We start from the raw sequence: 16893 nt of genomic DNA on the forward strand, positions 1-16893 counted from the left end.
TTATAGTTTTAATCAGCTGTAATTAAGAAATAATAAATAAATCATTTTATAAGGAAGGGAAGTTCAATATGATAAGTTCTTTAGGAAGTATCTTCCATTTGCAAAATGATATTAAAACTAAGCGGATTTCAAGCTATGATCAAAACGGAGGAAATGCAGACCGCCTTGTTATACAAGCTGGGGAAACAGCTAATATAGCTAAAATAAACGGGGCGGGCATCATTAAACATATATGGATTACAATTGCTACGAATGATCCCTTTATCCGACGTAATGCCATAATCCGGATGTACTGGGATGGCGAGAAAAACCCTAGTGTGGAATCTCCTATTGGTGACTTTTTTGGCCAGGGATGCGGAGAAGAATATAATTTTATCTCCCTTCCATTGGCTGCAGCTCCGATGAAAGGGCGTGCTTTAAATTGTTATTTTCCAATGCCATTCGGTGATGGCGCGATTATTACTATTGAAAATCAATCCGATTTACCAATTGATAGTTTCTATTATTATATTGATTACGAAGACACCCATCCATACCTGTATCAGCTGGCCGTTTCCATGCATGGTGGAACAAGGAATTAACTGAAGTTCACCCAGAGGAAGGGGAAACAGAATGGGGAGTCGTTGCTGCCCAAGGAAATAACACTACTGATAAAAATAATTATCTTTGCAGATATTGAAGGCAAGGGGCATTTTGTAGGGGTAAACTATTATGTAGATAGTCCCGGACCTATGTGGTATGGCGAAGGCGATGATATGTGGATGATTGATGGGGAACAATGGCCAGGATCATTACACGGAACGGGAACTGAAGATTTTTTTAACAGCTCATGGTGTCCAAATGAGTTATATCTTCATCCATATTTCGGCTATGCCCGTATACCTGACAAGTTAGGTTGGATGGGGAGAACCCATTGTTATCGATTCTTTTTAGAGGACCCTATCTATTTTGAGAAATATCTGCGGTCCAGCATTGAGCATGGACATGACAATAATCTTACACTCGATCTTTCTACGGTATCGTATTGGTATCAAACAGAGCCTCATAAGATTTTCCCGCCTTTGCCAGGAAGGGAGATGCGTCAAAATATGCCTGAAATTACAGTGCGTGATGTACATAAATGGCGCCACGAGTGGAGAAAAGCGATGGGAAATGGAAAAACGCTATGGGGACATGAAAGTAATCGCTAGATTAGTAAAAAGAAGGCAGGGTCAACATCACACATTTCGTGATTCCTAACCGTCACAAATTACAATCACTTTTTAATTGTATGGTAAGTTGAGATATCCTTAGTTATTGCTGAGACTTCAGTAATGATTGTAAGTGGTAATCTAAATTGGAACGAATCTTCATAAGCTTAACCTTATGGCACAATTCTGAAGAATTGTGCTCTTTTTTATGTATTGGGCCAGATAAATGAGTAAAACTCGGGAAAAATAATAGATATTTATGTTATTTTGAAGTAGTGTATTAACGTGATCACCTTTAATAAAAAAGAACGATAAAAGTGGAAACGATATTAAGTGATAAAAGTTCGATAGTATTGATTGAAAGGATAAGTTCTGTTTAGTTTGGCGGAAAAGAAAAAGTATAGACGCTTGAAATAAGTTTGAAAATTATCCAATTTATTTTTTAATGTTGAAAAGAATTTTAGAGATGACTTCATGAACAAATATGACTATGTGAAAAGACTATTAGCAAAAACAAACAAAAAATGCTGAGAATTACATTATTACGAGAATTTGGCATTTACTAGATAATTACAATATAAAAATGAAGAGCAATTTATTCCACTAGGTTAAATTTTACTATCCAAAGTCAGCCATAGACAAATGGTTGTTAAGTTGGGAATTTACTGCTATTCCTTAACTGTAGTCCTTCTAAACTAAATTAAAGAGTGCTTTCCTGTTATGCTTTAAACTTTTCTTTTTCATGAATGGCGAGATGTTTTTGAGTTATGTAGAATCGAAGAAGAAATTTTCATTTTCATGGAGGAACTGATTTATATTATTTTCCTTAAAGGTGCAATTTAGTTGATATTAATGAATTATTAAAGAGGGGAATAGCCTTATGGAAAAGAATCTCTTAATATAGAGGCGTATAAATTCTAATAATTTTTATGAAGGAGTGTAGCAAGTATGTTTCATGCAAAAGACGTTTTGTCTGACCAGCTATTAGCCAATGCAAATGAGCAAAGTTGGTATGTACCATTTTCAGAAGCTGTTAAAAATTTGACAGAGGATGAAGCTTTTTGGAAGGTGCATGAAGAAAGTAATAGCATAGCTGAAATTGTACAACATTTGCTTTATTGGAATGAAACATGGCAAACAAGGTATAAAGAATTTAGTGTTCATGCAGTTCCGAAAGTAGGAAGTAATGACAGTACATTTTCCATCCCAAAAGAAAAAACATTCTTTGAGTTCCAAAAACAACTATTAGAAGTTCTTTTACATTGGCAAGAAATATTAACGAAAAAACACCTTGAAAGCGATGTTCAAGGGTTCACCGATACGAAATGGTGGGAAGTAATAGGAAATGTAGCAACACATAATGCATATCATATTGGTCAGATTATATATATTCGGAAATTACAAAAGAGCTGGAATCAAAGCATTATGTAAGATTAATTTTATCATTAATAGATCTTACGGTAGCATAAGTTGAAGATCAAGAATGTGAATGGGATCATTATGTTCTTATACCGAAAAAATGTTATTCCTCTTTTTGTTGTTTCTGGAATGGGAATTGGAAAGGTTTGAACTTAATTTTTGTGATAAAATGGACTTAACGAAACGGTGCATGAGTTTAAGATGGGTTGCTGCGGCAATCCTTTTTCTTACTGGACTAACGAACTATGATAGGTTGCGATCCTTCAATAATGGGGGATCGCTTTTCTTATTTTAGCAACAGGATAGGTTAATTCAAGAAGAACGTCGAATATATTTTGTAGTCGGACTTGGAGGAAGAAATGCTTGTTTTTTTCAATATACAATGTCTTTTCTTAAATGATAATCAACAAATTTTACTCTTTTGTTGAATAAACAACAAATTGAGTTAATTTAACCATTGTAAGCGCCATCCTTTTTCTGTTAGTAATAAAAAATAAGGATAATTTATTGAAAAGTGGGTTAATCAAATGGATTTTGCAAAACTCGGATATACGGGATTAGTTGTATTAAACTTTGCTTTGGATGTATGAGCTTTGGTAAGTCAAATAAAGGGGTTCCTAGATGGTCACTTGGTGAAGAGGAAAGTCGTCCTATCATAAAAAAGCCCTTGATTTAGGGAGCGATTTTATAGATTCAGCAAATATGTATTAAGAAGGTATGAGTGAGGAGATTGTTGGACGAGCTTTAAAGGAATTCGCAAATAGGGATAAACTTGTCCTTGCGACAAAAGTTTTTTACCCGATGAATGAAGGTCCAAACGGCAAAGGCCTTTCCCGAAAGCTTATTATGAGCGAAATTGATAACTGTCTTAAACGTCTCGGAATAGATAAGTGGATCTGTATCAAATTCATCACTAGGATTACGGCACACCAATTGAAGAAACAATGGAGGCACTCCATAATATTATAAAGGCTGGTAAGGCAAGATACATTGGTGCTTCCTCAATGATGTCATGGCAGTTTCACAAGGCGACTATGTAGCAGAGAAATATGGATGGACCAAGTTTGTATCCATGCAAAATCATCTAAATCTCTTGTTCCGAGAAGAGGAACCCGAAATGCTGCCTCTCTGCATGGAAGAAAAAATCGGCGTGATTCCGTGGGCCCCACTTTCGTAAGGAAGATTGACGTGTGATTGGAGCGAAACTACATCTCGCTCGGCGAACGATCAAGTGGCACTATGGCTTATTTTCTCAACGGAAGTGTAAGACCGCAATGTTGTTGAACGTGTTGCAAAAGTGGCTGAAAAACACGTAGTTTCCAGAGCCCGAATCGCACTTGCCTGGTTACTACCAAAGGTTCCTGTTACTTCTTCAATAATTGGGTCAACGAAAGCATCTCACCTTGAAGATGCGGTAGGTGCCCTTTCAATAAAATTAACAGCTGAAGAAATTGAGTTTCTGGAAGAGCCGTATGTCCACATAAAGTAGTTGGTTTAGAATAAAATGGTTTGTGGTGGGCTGTATATTGCAGCCCAAATTTTTATTAGAAAGTTAAAAGGGGAAATAGGGATGAAATATAACCTTATCATGAATAAATTATCAAAATGGGAAAAAGATGAATCGTTATATCGAAAATATTATCAGTTGAAAGATAATGCAGAGGCTTTAAATGAATTTTTAGAAGCAATCAATGATGAAACTGAATTAAAGGAGATTATAATACACCCCGAGAATATACCTAAGTATCGGTATGAAGACGAATTTATATCTAATAACCATAATGTTGCTATTATAAAGCACCCGCGGTTTATTCCTTTCTTTTTTCATGAACACAGTTTTTTTGAAATAATATATGTACTATCCGGGACTTGTAAACAACGTATACGTGGTAAGACATTTACCTTTGTACAAGGAGATTTGTGTCTGATCCCACCAAATGTAGAACACGGTCTGGAAGTTTTCGATGATAGTCTCATCCTCAATATTCTCATCAGACGAAGTACATTTCTGGATATTTTTATTAATACCATTCGTGATAAAACTGAAATTTCTTTTTTCTTTTTAGAAAATATATATACCAGACAAAAGGTTAGATACATGATATATCACACAAATGAAGATGTTCTTATCCGAAATTATATTTTAGACATGTATTTGGAACAGCTAAACTTGGATGAATATTCAGATCGGATTATCTGCAGTATATTGATCATTTTTTTTATGCAGCTGACAAGACGCCATAAAAAATCCTTGGAAATTCCTGAGGTTAATCAGAAAGGCAAAGCCTATGAAAATCAATTTTTGAATTATATTCTGAACAACTATGCAACCGTTACTTTAAAAGAATTATCCGAACACTTTAACTTTTCTGTACCTTATTGTTCGAAACTTATTAAATCTTTAACTGGATACAGCTTTACAGAATTATTAACAAGCATCCGTATGCAGCAAGGAGAAAGTCTCCTGTTGCTAACCCAGTTAAGCATCGCTGAAATTAGCGATAAAATTGGATATAAACATCCAGAAACCTTTATCAGGGCATTTAAGAGAAACTTCGAAACAAGCCCGAGCCAGTATCGAAAAGGTAAACATTAGTGTGGCTTTTTTGTATATCACAAAGAAAGAATATGTTAATCCGATATTATGATTTAAACATGTATTCTAGACACCTAAACTCGGATGAATAATCAGAGCGGATTATCTGGCATTATACTGACCATATTTTATTAGCAGGGACAAGCACGCAATAAGGAATACTTGGTAAATCATGAAATCAATCAGAAAAACAAATATATAGACGATTATGATACGGAGAAGGTTGTTTTCTCCGGATCTTTTATAATGTTAAAAAAGGTAATTTCATAATACAGAATTTTCATTTTTTCTAATCTATATATTAATTTATGTATATTTGATTCTACAAGTAAAATAAGTGTAGGAAGCGATAAAGTAAGTGATACTAAAAAAAGAATAACTAGAGTCAATAAAACTGATTCTCTGCAGTCATGGAAAATAGGATTTCTGTTTCCTATAATTTAGATAGAAAGGAGATGGATTAATAAACTCAGAACTAAAGAGAATAGCCAAAAAACTTGTTGCAATACTAGCGTAGTAAGCTATGAACTTTACTTGTGGCTAAAGTGATTTTAACAGCCATTTTAATGAGTGATCTGATAATCCCTGAGAAACCTTCTACCGTTAATGCGTCACGAATAATAACACTTACGGTATTAACTCTTTTAAGGCTAGGTTATCTACATAAGTTAATTAGTTGTTAAAATTAAGTTTTATTTATTGTATAAAATTAATCATCCTATTTACTTCATTGTATGATTTTACTAGTTTTATCACTAATTATTTTACAATGAAGGGCGCTTTATGATTTTATAGTGGGTCATTATATCATCATTAATAGGAGTACTATATTTGAGCACATTAAATTTACGGAATTTACTGAATGAGTATCAAAAAGAACCTAATGGGTTGGATTGTAAGGTTCCACGTTTTTGCTGGGAACTTTTAAGTAATGGTAAAAATGTAAAGCAGATTGCTTGCCAGATTACGATTTATGATTATAGGTTTCGGCTATTTTGCATCAGCACAGGTTAACCAATGCAATGGAAAACAGAATAGAGACTTAAAAATTAAAAACTTAAGGTGAGGATGGATATGAACAAATACTTAAATTGGTATGAACGAGTATTTGAAGAGTTAAAAAATGAGCAATCCTATCTTGGCAGGGATAGTTATTATGAATTTATAGAGTACTTAAATGATAGTTTAATCTTTGAAAAAAAGGTAGCAAATAAACATCCTGTAATTGAGCTTTATGATTTTCAACATGAGGTAAGAGTATGTTATATCTATTTTGACCCAGTTAATTCACTATTTTATTTACCAGTTTACAATGATGAAATAGAAATGAAAATGCATATCATATTAGATTCATTTGAGGATATTCAAAAATTCTTTGTTGGAAGTTGGATTCGATATTCAAGGCTGTTTAAAGACGGCTACGAAAATGAGTCTAAAGATGTTAGTAAATTTCAAAATATTCTGGATATAATGACTCAATAGGAAGCAGATACGGTTAATTGGAAAAGAATGACGGGGCAAGAGTTTAAGATCCAACTGTCAAAATTGCAGCTTTAACAGAAATTGAATCTCTATATCTTTTTCACAAAATTTAATTTACCCCCTCATACTTATCACGTTAATTTATAAAGCACATGGGAATGACCGTAATTGACTATATAAATTCGATTCATCTATAAAGGTCGTATCATGATTTAGTCAATACTGTTTATTCAATTTTACAAATAGCATTAGAACACGGCTTCCTAATTAGAAATCATTTTTCAGGTTATTTAAGAATGTATATAATGTAACTCCAAACATATATCGAAAAGAAAATATACTGAAATCCAATCCTCATAAAAGTTATAACTAGCTTGTATTTTCTTGAAAAGGTAAAAAAATAAACAGAATTAAGACAAAAAAGGATAAATTTTTCCCACGTTTTCATTAATATGGTTTAGGTAGTACCGTCTAAGAAAGGGGAACTAAGATGGCATTAATACAGGTTAATTTTATGTCAAAGACTTTGAAAGGAGAACAGTTCCGATAAATGTCATTTTACCAGTTGATAAAATGACATTTCCGGGAATGCCGGTAAGAGAGGATATACCATACAAGACCTTATACCTCCTTCATGGTGTTTTGGGAAACTACACAGATTGGGTTTCAGGGACAAATATTCTGAGATGGGCAGAGGCAAAGGACCTTGCCGTTGTCATGCCTTCCGGTGACAATTTGTTTTACGTAGACACTCCATGAGGTCGAAATAATTATGGAGAGTTTATAGGGAAGGAACTAGTAGAAATAACAAGAAAAATGATTCCTCTTTCAAACAAAAGAGACGATACATATATCGCAGGTTTATCTATGGGTGGATACGGTGCCATTAGAAATGACTTGAAATATCATGATACATTTGGTTGTATTGCGGGGCTGTCTACCGCTTTGGAAACTGAAAGCCTTGTTAATAGAACAAACGAGAGTCCAATATTCTTTATGAACCGATCCTTTTCGGAAGGCGTTTTTGGTGACCTTACTAAGGTTGTCGACAGTGATATGAACCCGAAATGGCTTGTTCGGAAACTGGCAGAGGAACAATTGAATATACCGAAAATTTATATGGCATGCGGAGATAAAGACATCCTGCTTGAAGCAAACCGAGATTTCAGGAGCTATCTGAAGGAAATAGGTATTGATGTGACGTATGAAGAGGGACCAGGTGGTCACGATTGGGATTTCTGGGATCAATATATTAAAAAAGTGCTAAATTGGCTTCCGCTGGAAAAAAATACAGTAGGTATCAATAGTGGAAATGTGGGTTTTGAATAAAAATTAATAAATGAAACGATTCAATGGATTACGGTATGCGAATTGATAGAAGTTGAAGTAGAAATGAAAATAGCTTGGTCCTGAGGATCATAACAAACCTCTCTTCATTTGGAAGGGAGGTTTGTTATGAATAAGATTGTGAAGAATTGTACTTAAAGTAACTGGTGCGATGCTTCAAATAGGAAGGGTTGCTTTTTTATTCAAGTAACGGATCATAATAATTCAACAAATATTGGTTAATTGTGGTAAAAGAGTGATCGACAATATAAGCATATGTATGGTGTCAGTGAAACTCAATTGCTTTAAAAGAATTTTTAAAATAAAGGATAGGAATAGGTACTTTATTGATAAAAAACAGGATATTAGTCTAAAACTAATATCCTGTTAGTACTAAGGGGTTCAATTTCTTAGTCTTGTTCTTGATCTTGTTCCTGATCTTGATCAGAATCGGCTTTAGCTCTAACTCTTGCTTTTGAGTTACTATCTACTTCAATGTGGATATCCACTTTGGCATTACCACTATTAATGACTTTAGCATTATTAATGTTTTTATCCTTTACACTAATATCATTTTCGTTATCTAATTCATTATCGACGCGATTATCTAGCTTTGTTTTGTTTTCTGCTTCAGCTTTTGCTCTAGCATTAGCATTTGAACGTGATGACTTATTATTTTTCCAATAACCCATATAGTCTCACCCCCTTGCTTTCTACTAATACTATATTCAAGGGAGCAATTGATTGAATGGACAAAATTGCATAGTCAAAGACATATTTTGAAACAGTTTATGCAATTAAGAAAGAACAAGTATGGGAAATATGAGACTATTAGATAAATTAATTTCCTCGGATTGTTCTTTCTTGAACAGCTATAAAAATACGTTTCTTTAATAAAAATATGACATCAATTAAGAAGACTCTACAGAATCGTTAAAAAAGAGGAGAGCGTAAATTAATAAGACTATGGATTCGTATTGACCGGATATAGTCAGTATCAATATTGACACCTCCTAACTATTTCTATTTTTTGTGCTGCAGCTCTGCTACATGGAAGGCTAACAGGTGCAGAGGTTAACACTGAGTAATATAATATAATATGGAGAGTTGCAATGGAAGCTAATGCAAGAACAATAATGAATAATGCGTTGAAAAAAATTGTGATGCCCCTTTTAAAAGAACAAGCATTTAAAGGGCTCCTTACCACACTTTAGACGTAAGAATGAATACAATATAGATTTAATTACTTTTCAATTTAACATATGGGGAGGTTCGTTCGTAGTTGAATTAGCCAGTTGTTCAATTGAAGGAATAACTACACACTGGGGAGAACATATCTTTCATAGCAAAGTTACTGCCCACGATGTAATTTCTATGTTGTTCAAATAAAGGTTGCTTGAGTATAGGTTTTTGGTAACGCTGCATTTTTTTATTTATTGTACGGTCCAGCTAGCATAACAAGGATAATTTACCTTTCTTGAAGAATAAGGAATAGGAGATTTAAATGAGGGGAAGATGCGATGAAACTGTCATTACTTAAAGAACATTTTATTCATCTTGAAAAACATTTAATGACAAATGGTCATAAAGTATTTAATGAGTATCTTGCAGATGATTTTGTGGAAGTCACAATAACAGATTTTACTATTAAAATGCTGACTACAGATGTTGTATTGGCAACGTATCGCACATTTGTCCATCACAATAGTAAATATGCATTACGAAGTTCTATTTGAAAAAAAACGAAGGTAAATGGCAAATGATCTTCCATCAGGGAACTCCTACCTCTCCATATTTTAATGGTTGAGATGTATTATTCTAGAGTAATCGTCCTTTCCTTTAAAAAAGTTTTTTTCGATTAACGTTGAGTATAGAGTATAGGAAACAGAAACGATATTTTAGACAAAAATTTTCAATAGGTGATGAATGTGAAAAAAGAAGAGATCATGTTTAGAGAACTTACTGATTGGGCAAATAGCAAGGAAGTTATTCGAACGATCATTCTCACAAGTTCTCGTGCAAATCCTAATGCTTATAAAGATGTGTTTACCGACTTCGATATTGAACTTTTCGTAAGTGATTTACAGCCTTTTCTTACTAGCGATAGATGGTTAGACAATTTTGGTACAATGATTACTACCATTCCATTAAGACCAGTTGAAAATGATGGTTGGATAACTCGACTTGTTCTTTTTGAAGACGGCACAAAGATTGATTTTCAAATATACACTTCAGAGTCTTTAAAAGAACTTTCAAATAATCAACAGTTACCAGTCAAATATGATAACGGGTACAAGGTATTACTTGATAAGGATAACCTCACAAAAGATATTAAATCTCCTTCATATACAGCATTTGTAACCACAAAACCGACAGAAGAAGAATTTTGTGAACTAATAAATGATTTTTGGTGGGACACTACGTATGTTGCAAAAAGTTTGTGGCGTGATGAACTATATTTCGTTAAATTTATGCTGGACAATGTAATTCGATTTAATTATCTTCAAAAAGTGATTGAGTGGTATATTGGTGTTCAAAATGATTGGAATGTAAATCCTAATAAGTGTGGCAGATGGTTTAAAAGATATTTAGATAAAGAAACCTGGCAAGAACTCGAGTCTACATATGCAGGGGCAAATATTGAAGATAATTGGAATGCACTTTTTAGAACTGCTGACCTTTTTAATAGGTTAAGTGTGAAAATTGGAAAAGATTTAGGCTATGACTATCCAATTGAGCTTGAAAATAAGATTAGAGAATATTTGTTAAAAACAAGAAATTTAGATAAAAACGCTACTGCTTTTCATTAGTATTTTAATTGTTTGAGGAAATTCACTTTAATTATAAGGTGCTTTGCTTCAGTAAGGAGCAAGGCTTTTTTCTTACTGACTTAGTAATTTAGTTTAACAACCTCCTTGCCCTTTCTTATGATAATATAGGAATATACGTTCTGTCGAGGGTGATTTTATGATAATTAAAAACAAAAAAGATGTAATTGAACTAATTAAACAAGATGAATGGATGATGGAAGTATTAAAAGCAGCGAAACGATTAAATCTTCCAGATTGGTGGATATGTGCTGGTTTTGTACGCTCAAAAATATGGGATACACTTCATCATTTTAGTGATAGGACAGATACATCAGATGTGGATGTCATCTACTTTGATGAAACAAATATTGATGAAATTGAAGAAAAGAAATTGGAAGATAAGTTAAGAAACATCATTCCTAATGTTCCTTGGTCTGTGAAGAACGAAGCCAGAATGCACATTGCTAATGATATTCCACCATATGCTTCTTCGGTTGACGCAATATCAAAATTTCCAGAGACTGCAACAGCATTAGGTGTAAAATTAGATGAACAAGAAAATGTCATTTTAACTGCTCCTTGGGGTATAAGTGATGTACTAAATTTAGAAGTAAAGCCCACACTTTATTTTATGGAAAATGAAGACCTCGCTATTATCTATAAAGAACGGATAACAAAAAAGAATTGGAAAGCTACTTGGAACAAGATAAAAGTATATCAAATATAAGAGGTATTCTTTAACGGTAGGTTGCAACAGTTTTAGATCCTTGCTGTCGTAGTGGAAGCTTTCTTATTTTACGAACGTGGCAAATTAGTTCAATAATGAATTAAGATAATTTTAAGGAAGTAAAGCCAAGTATCGATTGGTTAAGAAGTAGGGAAAATCATTAAGGGATTTTTTGTTAAGTTCGTGTTATTGACTTATAGACTTACAAACATACCATTCTATAACATTTAAATGAAATGAGTAAATGTTTAGAGTTTCGAAAGATAAATCAAATACTAGGGGATAAACTTATGAATGGAAAGATTAAACCAACAGCCTATGAAGATGTAAATGAGGTGCTGAATTATTTCTTAAAGCATATTCAAGAAGCTGCTGGAGAACATTTTGTTGGTATGTATTTGATAGGCTCTCTCGCACTTGGTAATTTTAATCCGATTAGCAGTGATATTGACTTTGTGATTGTAACTGATATCGATATAGATGACACTCTCTTTAACAGACTAAAACATATACATTCTGAGTTTGCTGCAAGTCATTCACCATGGGCCAATAAGATAGATGCGGTTTATGTTACTATAAGAGCTCTTCATAATGATGATTCACCTTCATCACGGTATCCTCAAGTAGAACATGGGACTGAGCTATTCAAAAATTTTCTAGAAGATGGCTGGATTTTTCAGATGTATACATTGCGTGAACACGGAATTCGGGTTTTTGGACCTGAACTTAGCTCTTTTGTTAACCCTATTGACCCAAAAGAAATGATACCAGCAGTAACAGCTATAGCAGGATTATGGCTTGAAGGTGCCCAAAACGACCCCTCGTGGCTGGAATGGTTGGCAATTAGGAAATGGCAGGTTTTTGTTATACAAACTCTTTGTCGAATGCTCTACTCACTACGAACGGGTTCAGTAACCTCAAAACCTGTGGCTGTAAATTGGGCACAGCACGAACTGGGTAAGCCTTGGGACTTGCTTATTATGCGTTCTTTATCAGCAAAAAAGGAGAATAGTAAACTTACACAAAAAGATATAGAAGAAACTATTCATTTCATTCGATACACAGTTGAGCAAGCTACTTTGCGTTAGGGTAAAACCATATTTTTCAATTGGACTATTGGATCCTCTGGAAGTATGTTATGTCATGAAAGGCTAATGCAGTTGTTTCATTAGACGTACAAGCCTATCATACCCAACCCTCCAAGTAATTTCCAAGGGTTGTTTACGTTGAAAATTATTAATACGTACTGAAGATCATTCAGCAAAAATACTGTAAATGAGTCGCAGGTAAGTATGACTAATATAGTCACTAAGCATATAATGGATTTATATGTAAAAAGTGGAAAGGAGGATGGGTTATGGTTTATATCGCTCTTCTTCGAGGGATTAATGTGGGTGGTAAAAATAAAATTGACATGAAGTTGCTTAAAATGACTTTTGAACAAGTCGGGATGAATAATGTGGTGACATATATCAATACAGGCAATATTATTTTTTCATATAATGGCCTATCAAAAACTGAACTATCACGTATCTTGGAAGAAGCAATACATAATGATTTCGGTTTACAAATTAAGGTAGTAGTACGTAATGTTGATGATGTAAGAGGAATCATTAACGCTATTCCTGACACATGGAAAAATGACAAAGAGATGTCAAGTGATGTCATGTTTTTATGGGATGAAATTGATGATGAATCTGTACTTGAGAATTTGGCCATTAAACCAAATATTGACACGGTGAAATATGTCCCCGGCGCGATTCTATGGTCAGTTGACAAGCAAAATGTAACCAAAAGTGGAAAATCAAAGATCGTTGGGTCAAAGATATACAAACAAGTTACGATAAGAAATGTCAACACCGCTCGTAAGATATATGAACTAATGAAAGCCCAAAACAGTTAGTTCTCCCGATGATGATATCACGCTGTAGATGCAATCCGTGCCCTGCAATCAGCAAGATCTTATTAAGCTAACTGATGCTTTGCTTGTATAAAGAGCAAGGCATCTTTTTATTAGAATCATAGAGCATTTACTCAATAAACTCAGTGGTTTTTTATGGTAAACTAAACATTAAAAGGCAAGTAGGGTTTGGACAGGAAAATGCGGATTTACAACGCTTAAGAGTTTTGAGCACTGAAATAATAGCATTTTGTATTCGTAACATAATAAATTGACAAAATCCTGACTTAGCCCCTGTAAGGAGATGAATTTGATGAAAAGAATTCCACTTAAAATGATGAGAAAAGATCTGTTAGATCTTCCTGAATATTCGCTTCCAACGGGATTTCGAATCAGGTTATTTGAAAAAGGTGACGAGCATAATTGGGCTAGAGTTGAAGCAAGTGTAGATGAATTTAAAAACGAGAATGCTGCACTAGAACACTTTTATAAAGAATTCGGACCATATATTGATGAGATGTCCAAGCGGTGTGTTTTCGTTGAGAATAAAGATGGTGAAGTGATTGGAACAACAACAGCATGGTATGGCGACTTAAATGGCGATGGAGAAATATGGGGAAGAATACATTGGGTAGGTGTTATTCCCGAATATCAAGGGGCGAAACTTTCAAAACCTTTACTTAGTGCTGCGATGAATATTTTATCAGATCATCATTCAAAGGCCTATCTTACATCTCAAACGACAAGTTATAAAGCTATCAATATGTACTTAAATTATGGGTTTGAACCTTTCATTACAGGTCCTGGCTGTTATGAAGCTTGGTCCTTATTAGAAAATATTTTAAATCGAAAAATATTAAATTAGCTTATATGAAACAAAAGCTGAAGAGAAGGGAAAATTTGACTAACAAAGTAAATTACTTTATAAGGAGTAATGCTTTCTTACTAAAGTAACAGGCAGCAATGTTGAAGAATCGTGAAAATTTCTATAAATGATTCTAAGGTGTGGTAAATTTGGAAATTAAACAGAAGGTAAATTTATTGCTGGAAAATTTTAAGGAATGGTCCGGACAACAACCAACTATAAAAGGTGTTGCAGTTGTAGGTTCATTTGCAAGAGGTGACTTTCATTTAAATTCAGATGTGGATTTAACGATTATTTCTATAGATAAAGACCTAACTTTAGAGAGTATTAAAAATGATTTTCATTTCGGTCATATTGAAAGCAGTACAATTGAACAATGGGGGATTTTGACCTCTCTAAGAATATTCTATGATAATGGTTTAGAGGTAGAATACGGTGTTGTAACCGACAGGTGGGTAAAAGAGCCACTTGATGAAGGAACAAAAAATGTCGTTAAAAACGGCTTTAAGATCATAACTGAAAAAGAAGATATATTCTCTAGTGTAACAATGTTTTTAAATAAATTGTAACCATATTCTTCAACAAAAAAATGATAAATCCCTTTTCAACTGTGAAGGGATTTATCACTCTTGCAGTAATGTGTTTAGAAATTTAGTCCAATTATATGCGAATAGTTGAATATAAGTTATTTTAGAGTGTCCATGTTTGATTTCAATAAAAATTACCCGTAAGGTACGAGTCCATTACAAGATCTGACTCATACCCAACTAATCTTCCTGATGAAATCACCATGTCTGCCTATTTAAAGTCAATCCATATTTCGCATATTTGCTAAATTTCCAAACTGATAGCGACCAGATCAATAGCTTTTGATATTAATATTGTTGAAGCTTGTGATTCAAAGTACAGATGTCTTAAAACTAGTCACCACTCAGCGGATTTCGAGGAGCCACCACCAGTCATTATCGTCACGGCCTCCGAAGCCGGTTACTTCTTGTTGGCCTGCGGTCCATTGGTCATGACTGTGCTCGAGATGGGAGTGGAGGGCATGGTTCGTATTCTGGTGGACAAGCCGGATTCGACGCTGCGCTGTCCATTGACCGCCGCCTTCGAACTCGACCCGCCAGTTATCATTGTTATCTCCCTGGCCTCCAGATCCAAAACAGGTGACCTCCTGCTGACCAGTGACAGGAGAAGGGTGCCCAGAGTGGCTGTGCAGGTTACGTTTTGTGGCAACGTGCTCGAGCCGTATCACATCGCCATGCTTGACTACTTCATTGATCTTATAGTTTGCATCAGTATCATGCGGCCCTTTGATTCTCCAAAGGTCATTGTCATCGGCCCCTCTGAAGCAAGTGACCTGCTGTTGACCAGAGCTGCCTGCATGGCCGTAGTTAAGTGCATGCGAATGAAGGGTCAGCCCAGTCATAAGATGACTTACCTTAATGGTTTGACCGTATCGGACCGCAGCATTGGCCGCCGGTGGATTGGTCGTGAACACAGGAGGATTCTTTTGCGAGTAGTCGACAACAAAAAAGCCTCTCCAAGGGTCAGTATTTGTGGCGTCAAAGTGCTGGTTGCCTGGTTCAGAGGACAAAACGACTTCTTTTCCTACCGTGATGTTATCGTAAACAAATACTTTCATAATGTTGGCCTTCGAATGCCACTCATACCCATAAGCTAGAACCTGGTGATTCTCATTTCCGATCTGCCCAATATTGGTTGCATCGATCATACCTAGGACAACAGGCCTGCCAGCGTCGATGCGCGACCGAAGCTTTGGAAATTCCTCCTCCTTTGTCCAGCGGCTGACTCCTTTCCCTCCAAAAACAGTAGAATGATCAGATGCGACCGTCCAATTAATATACTTGATGGAGGAAGGAACAAGGAAGCTGTCCATTAGTCGACTGTATAGGTAATCCGCAAGCCAGTGTCCATCAGGCGGAACTTCACCGTTGAACAGGCTCCCTGTGTATTTTGGAACGGGAATGCCCTTGAGGAAGTAGTCGAGTGCAGCAAAAGCCATACCTCCGCATCTTCCTTGTGTTTGCACTTGTCCATATCCTGGGATGTTAGCTATATTGTTGACGAACTTATTTCTAAACAAAAATCCGTGAACCGCTGGGTCAAAACCAAGCTTTCGACTATGTCGCCATGTTCCCGAGTCCCAGAGTGCGTTTCCTTGGCTGGCGTAGATCACCAAGTTCCCATCGTCCTGAAGGGTGAGGTATGCTCCTCCGTTCCCATCGGTGCCAGAAGCCCAAACCGCTTGACCATTAGCCTTGTAGACGACTAGGTTGCCATCACCCTGCATGACTGCTCTCACTGCACCGCTGCCGTTGGTGTTAGACGCCCAAACGGGGATGTTATTTCCTTTGTGTACTTCATATAGAACGAAATTTCCATCCTCCTGCATGGTTAGGAATGTTCGCCCATTATTTGCGGTAATCTGTTGGTTTGCCAGAAGTTCCTGCCCTGGCTGAAGTTGATTTGCCATCTTTTAACCACTCCATTCATTATAAAGAACAATAAATTAGAATTGCTTCTCAAAATGGATATGTGATTATTATTCATTTTA

The 16893-nt window shown here is 35.3% G+C and carries 13 protein-coding genes and 4 pseudogenes; 15 read left to right on the forward strand and 2 right to left on the reverse strand.

The features are described from left to right. The first annotated feature begins 68 nt into the window (after positions 1-68). From WQ54_RS34880 to WQ54_RS23085, 7 genes and pseudogenes are all read left to right on the forward strand, one after another. A pseudogene (locus WQ54_RS34880) lies at positions 69-1190 on the forward strand (glycoside hydrolase family 172 protein). 541 nt (positions 1191-1731) lie between these two features. Beyond that, the gene (locus WQ54_RS35505; protein WP_331435185.1) at positions 1732-1797 is read left to right on the forward strand and encodes a hypothetical protein; all 66 of its coding nucleotides are present in this window, start codon (positions 1732-1734) and stop codon (positions 1795-1797) included. A 341-nt stretch (positions 1798-2138) separates the two neighbouring features. Beyond that, on the forward strand, positions 2139-2621 hold the full coding sequence (locus tag WQ54_RS23060) for a DinB family protein (RefSeq protein ID WP_046587748.1): 483 nt from the start codon (positions 2139-2141) through the stop codon (positions 2619-2621). Between the two features lie 515 nt (positions 2622-3136). Beyond that, positions 3137-4098, forward strand: a pseudogene (locus WQ54_RS23065) (aldo/keto reductase). Between the two features lie 81 nt (positions 4099-4179). Continuing rightward, positions 4180-5205 (forward strand): AraC family transcriptional regulator, encoded by a 1026-nt coding sequence (locus tag WQ54_RS23070; RefSeq protein WP_046587750.1) that lies wholly within the window; start codon positions 4180-4182, stop codon positions 5203-5205. 1074 nt (positions 5206-6279) lie between these two features. Continuing rightward, entirely contained in the window at positions 6280-6687 is a 408-nt protein-coding gene (locus WQ54_RS23080; RefSeq protein WP_046587753.1) for a hypothetical protein, read from the forward strand. A 774-nt stretch (positions 6688-7461) separates the two neighbouring features. Continuing rightward, positions 7462-8016 (forward strand): annotated as a pseudogene (locus tag WQ54_RS23085) (alpha/beta hydrolase); the annotation flags it as partial. 407 nt (positions 8017-8423) lie between these two features. Here the strand turns inward: WQ54_RS23085 and WQ54_RS23090 are convergent. Then, on the reverse strand, positions 8424-8705 hold the full coding sequence (locus WQ54_RS23090) for a hypothetical protein (RefSeq protein WP_052737922.1): 282 nt from the start codon (positions 8703-8705) through the stop codon (positions 8424-8426). A 511-nt stretch (positions 8706-9216) separates the two neighbouring features. On the opposite strand from WQ54_RS23090, the pseudogene WQ54_RS35715 reads away from it, so the two are divergent. The 8 genes and pseudogenes from WQ54_RS35715 to WQ54_RS23125 form a co-directional block, all read left to right on the forward strand. Continuing rightward, a pseudogene (locus WQ54_RS35715) lies at positions 9217-9402 on the forward strand (DUF4304 domain-containing protein); the annotation flags it as partial. 131 nt (positions 9403-9533) lie between these two features. Beyond that, positions 9534-9749, forward strand: coding sequence for a hypothetical protein (locus WQ54_RS23095; protein WP_052737923.1), 216 nt, complete (start codon positions 9534-9536; stop codon positions 9747-9749). A 192-nt stretch (positions 9750-9941) separates the two neighbouring features. Continuing rightward, positions 9942-10823 carry an aminoglycoside 6-adenylyltransferase gene (locus tag WQ54_RS23100; protein ID WP_052737924.1) on the forward strand — a complete coding sequence of 294 codons (882 nt, stop codon included), beginning with the start codon at positions 9942-9944 and terminating at the stop codon, positions 10821-10823. Positions 10824-10980: 157 nt separating this feature from the next. After that, positions 10981-11550, forward strand: a complete 570-nt coding sequence (locus WQ54_RS23105; protein ID WP_046587755.1) for a nucleotidyltransferase family protein — start codon at positions 10981-10983, stop codon at positions 11548-11550. Positions 11551-11840: 290 nt separating this feature from the next. Next, entirely contained in the window at positions 11841-12638 is a 798-nt protein-coding gene (locus WQ54_RS23110) for an aminoglycoside adenylyltransferase domain-containing protein (protein ID WP_046587757.1), read from the forward strand. Positions 12639-12907: 269 nt separating this feature from the next. Further along, on the forward strand, positions 12908-13453 hold the full coding sequence (locus tag WQ54_RS23115; RefSeq protein ID WP_046587759.1) for a DUF1697 domain-containing protein: 546 nt from the start codon (positions 12908-12910) through the stop codon (positions 13451-13453). Positions 13454-13763: 310 nt separating this feature from the next. Beyond that, positions 13764-14315, forward strand: coding sequence for an N-acetyltransferase (locus WQ54_RS23120; RefSeq protein WP_046587760.1), 552 nt, complete (start codon positions 13764-13766; stop codon positions 14313-14315). A gap of 149 nt (positions 14316-14464) precedes the next feature. Continuing rightward, positions 14465-14884 (forward strand): nucleotidyltransferase domain-containing protein, encoded by a 420-nt coding sequence (locus tag WQ54_RS23125; protein ID WP_046587762.1) that lies wholly within the window; start codon positions 14465-14467, stop codon positions 14882-14884. Positions 14885-15246: 362 nt separating this feature from the next. Here WQ54_RS23125 and WQ54_RS32100 read toward each other — a convergent pair whose 3' ends face one another. After that, positions 15247-16812 (reverse strand): MIR domain-containing protein, encoded by a 1566-nt coding sequence (locus WQ54_RS32100; RefSeq protein WP_052737925.1) that lies wholly within the window; start codon positions 16810-16812, stop codon positions 15247-15249. Positions 16813-16893: the final 81 nt, after the last annotated feature.

Origin of the sequence: Bacillus sp. SA1-12 (assembly GCF_000981385.1) — a bacterium.
Lineage (GTDB): Bacteria > Bacillota > Bacilli > Bacillales > Bacillaceae > Metabacillus.

Excerpts from the sequence above, each read along its gene's own strand:
- WQ54_RS23060 (WP_046587748.1), top strand. The coding sequence starts at position 2,139 with ATGTTTCATGCAAAAGACGTTTTGTCTGACCAGCTATTAGCCAATGCA.
- WQ54_RS23070 (WP_046587750.1), top strand. The coding sequence starts at position 4,180 with ATGAAATATAACCTTATCATGAATAAATTATCAAAATGGGAAAAAGAT.
- WQ54_RS23080 (WP_046587753.1), top strand. The coding sequence starts at position 6,280 with ATGAACAAATACTTAAATTGGTATGAACGAGTATTTGAAGAGTTAAAA.
- WQ54_RS23090 (WP_052737922.1), bottom strand. The coding sequence starts at position 8,705 with ATGGGTTATTGGAAAAATAATAAGTCATCACGTTCAAATGCTAATGCT.
- WQ54_RS23095 (WP_052737923.1), top strand. The coding sequence starts at position 9,534 with ATGAAACTGTCATTACTTAAAGAACATTTTATTCATCTTGAAAAACAT.
- WQ54_RS23105 (WP_046587755.1), top strand. The coding sequence starts at position 10,981 with ATGATAATTAAAAACAAAAAAGATGTAATTGAACTAATTAAACAAGAT.
- WQ54_RS23110 (WP_046587757.1), top strand. The coding sequence starts at position 11,841 with ATGAATGGAAAGATTAAACCAACAGCCTATGAAGATGTAAATGAGGTG.
- WQ54_RS23115 (WP_046587759.1), top strand. The coding sequence starts at position 12,908 with ATGGTTTATATCGCTCTTCTTCGAGGGATTAATGTGGGTGGTAAAAAT.
- WQ54_RS23120 (WP_046587760.1), top strand. The coding sequence starts at position 13,764 with ATGAAAAGAATTCCACTTAAAATGATGAGAAAAGATCTGTTAGATCTT.
- WQ54_RS32100 (WP_052737925.1), bottom strand. The coding sequence starts at position 16,812 with ATGGCAAATCAACTTCAGCCAGGGCAGGAACTTCTGGCAAACCAACAG.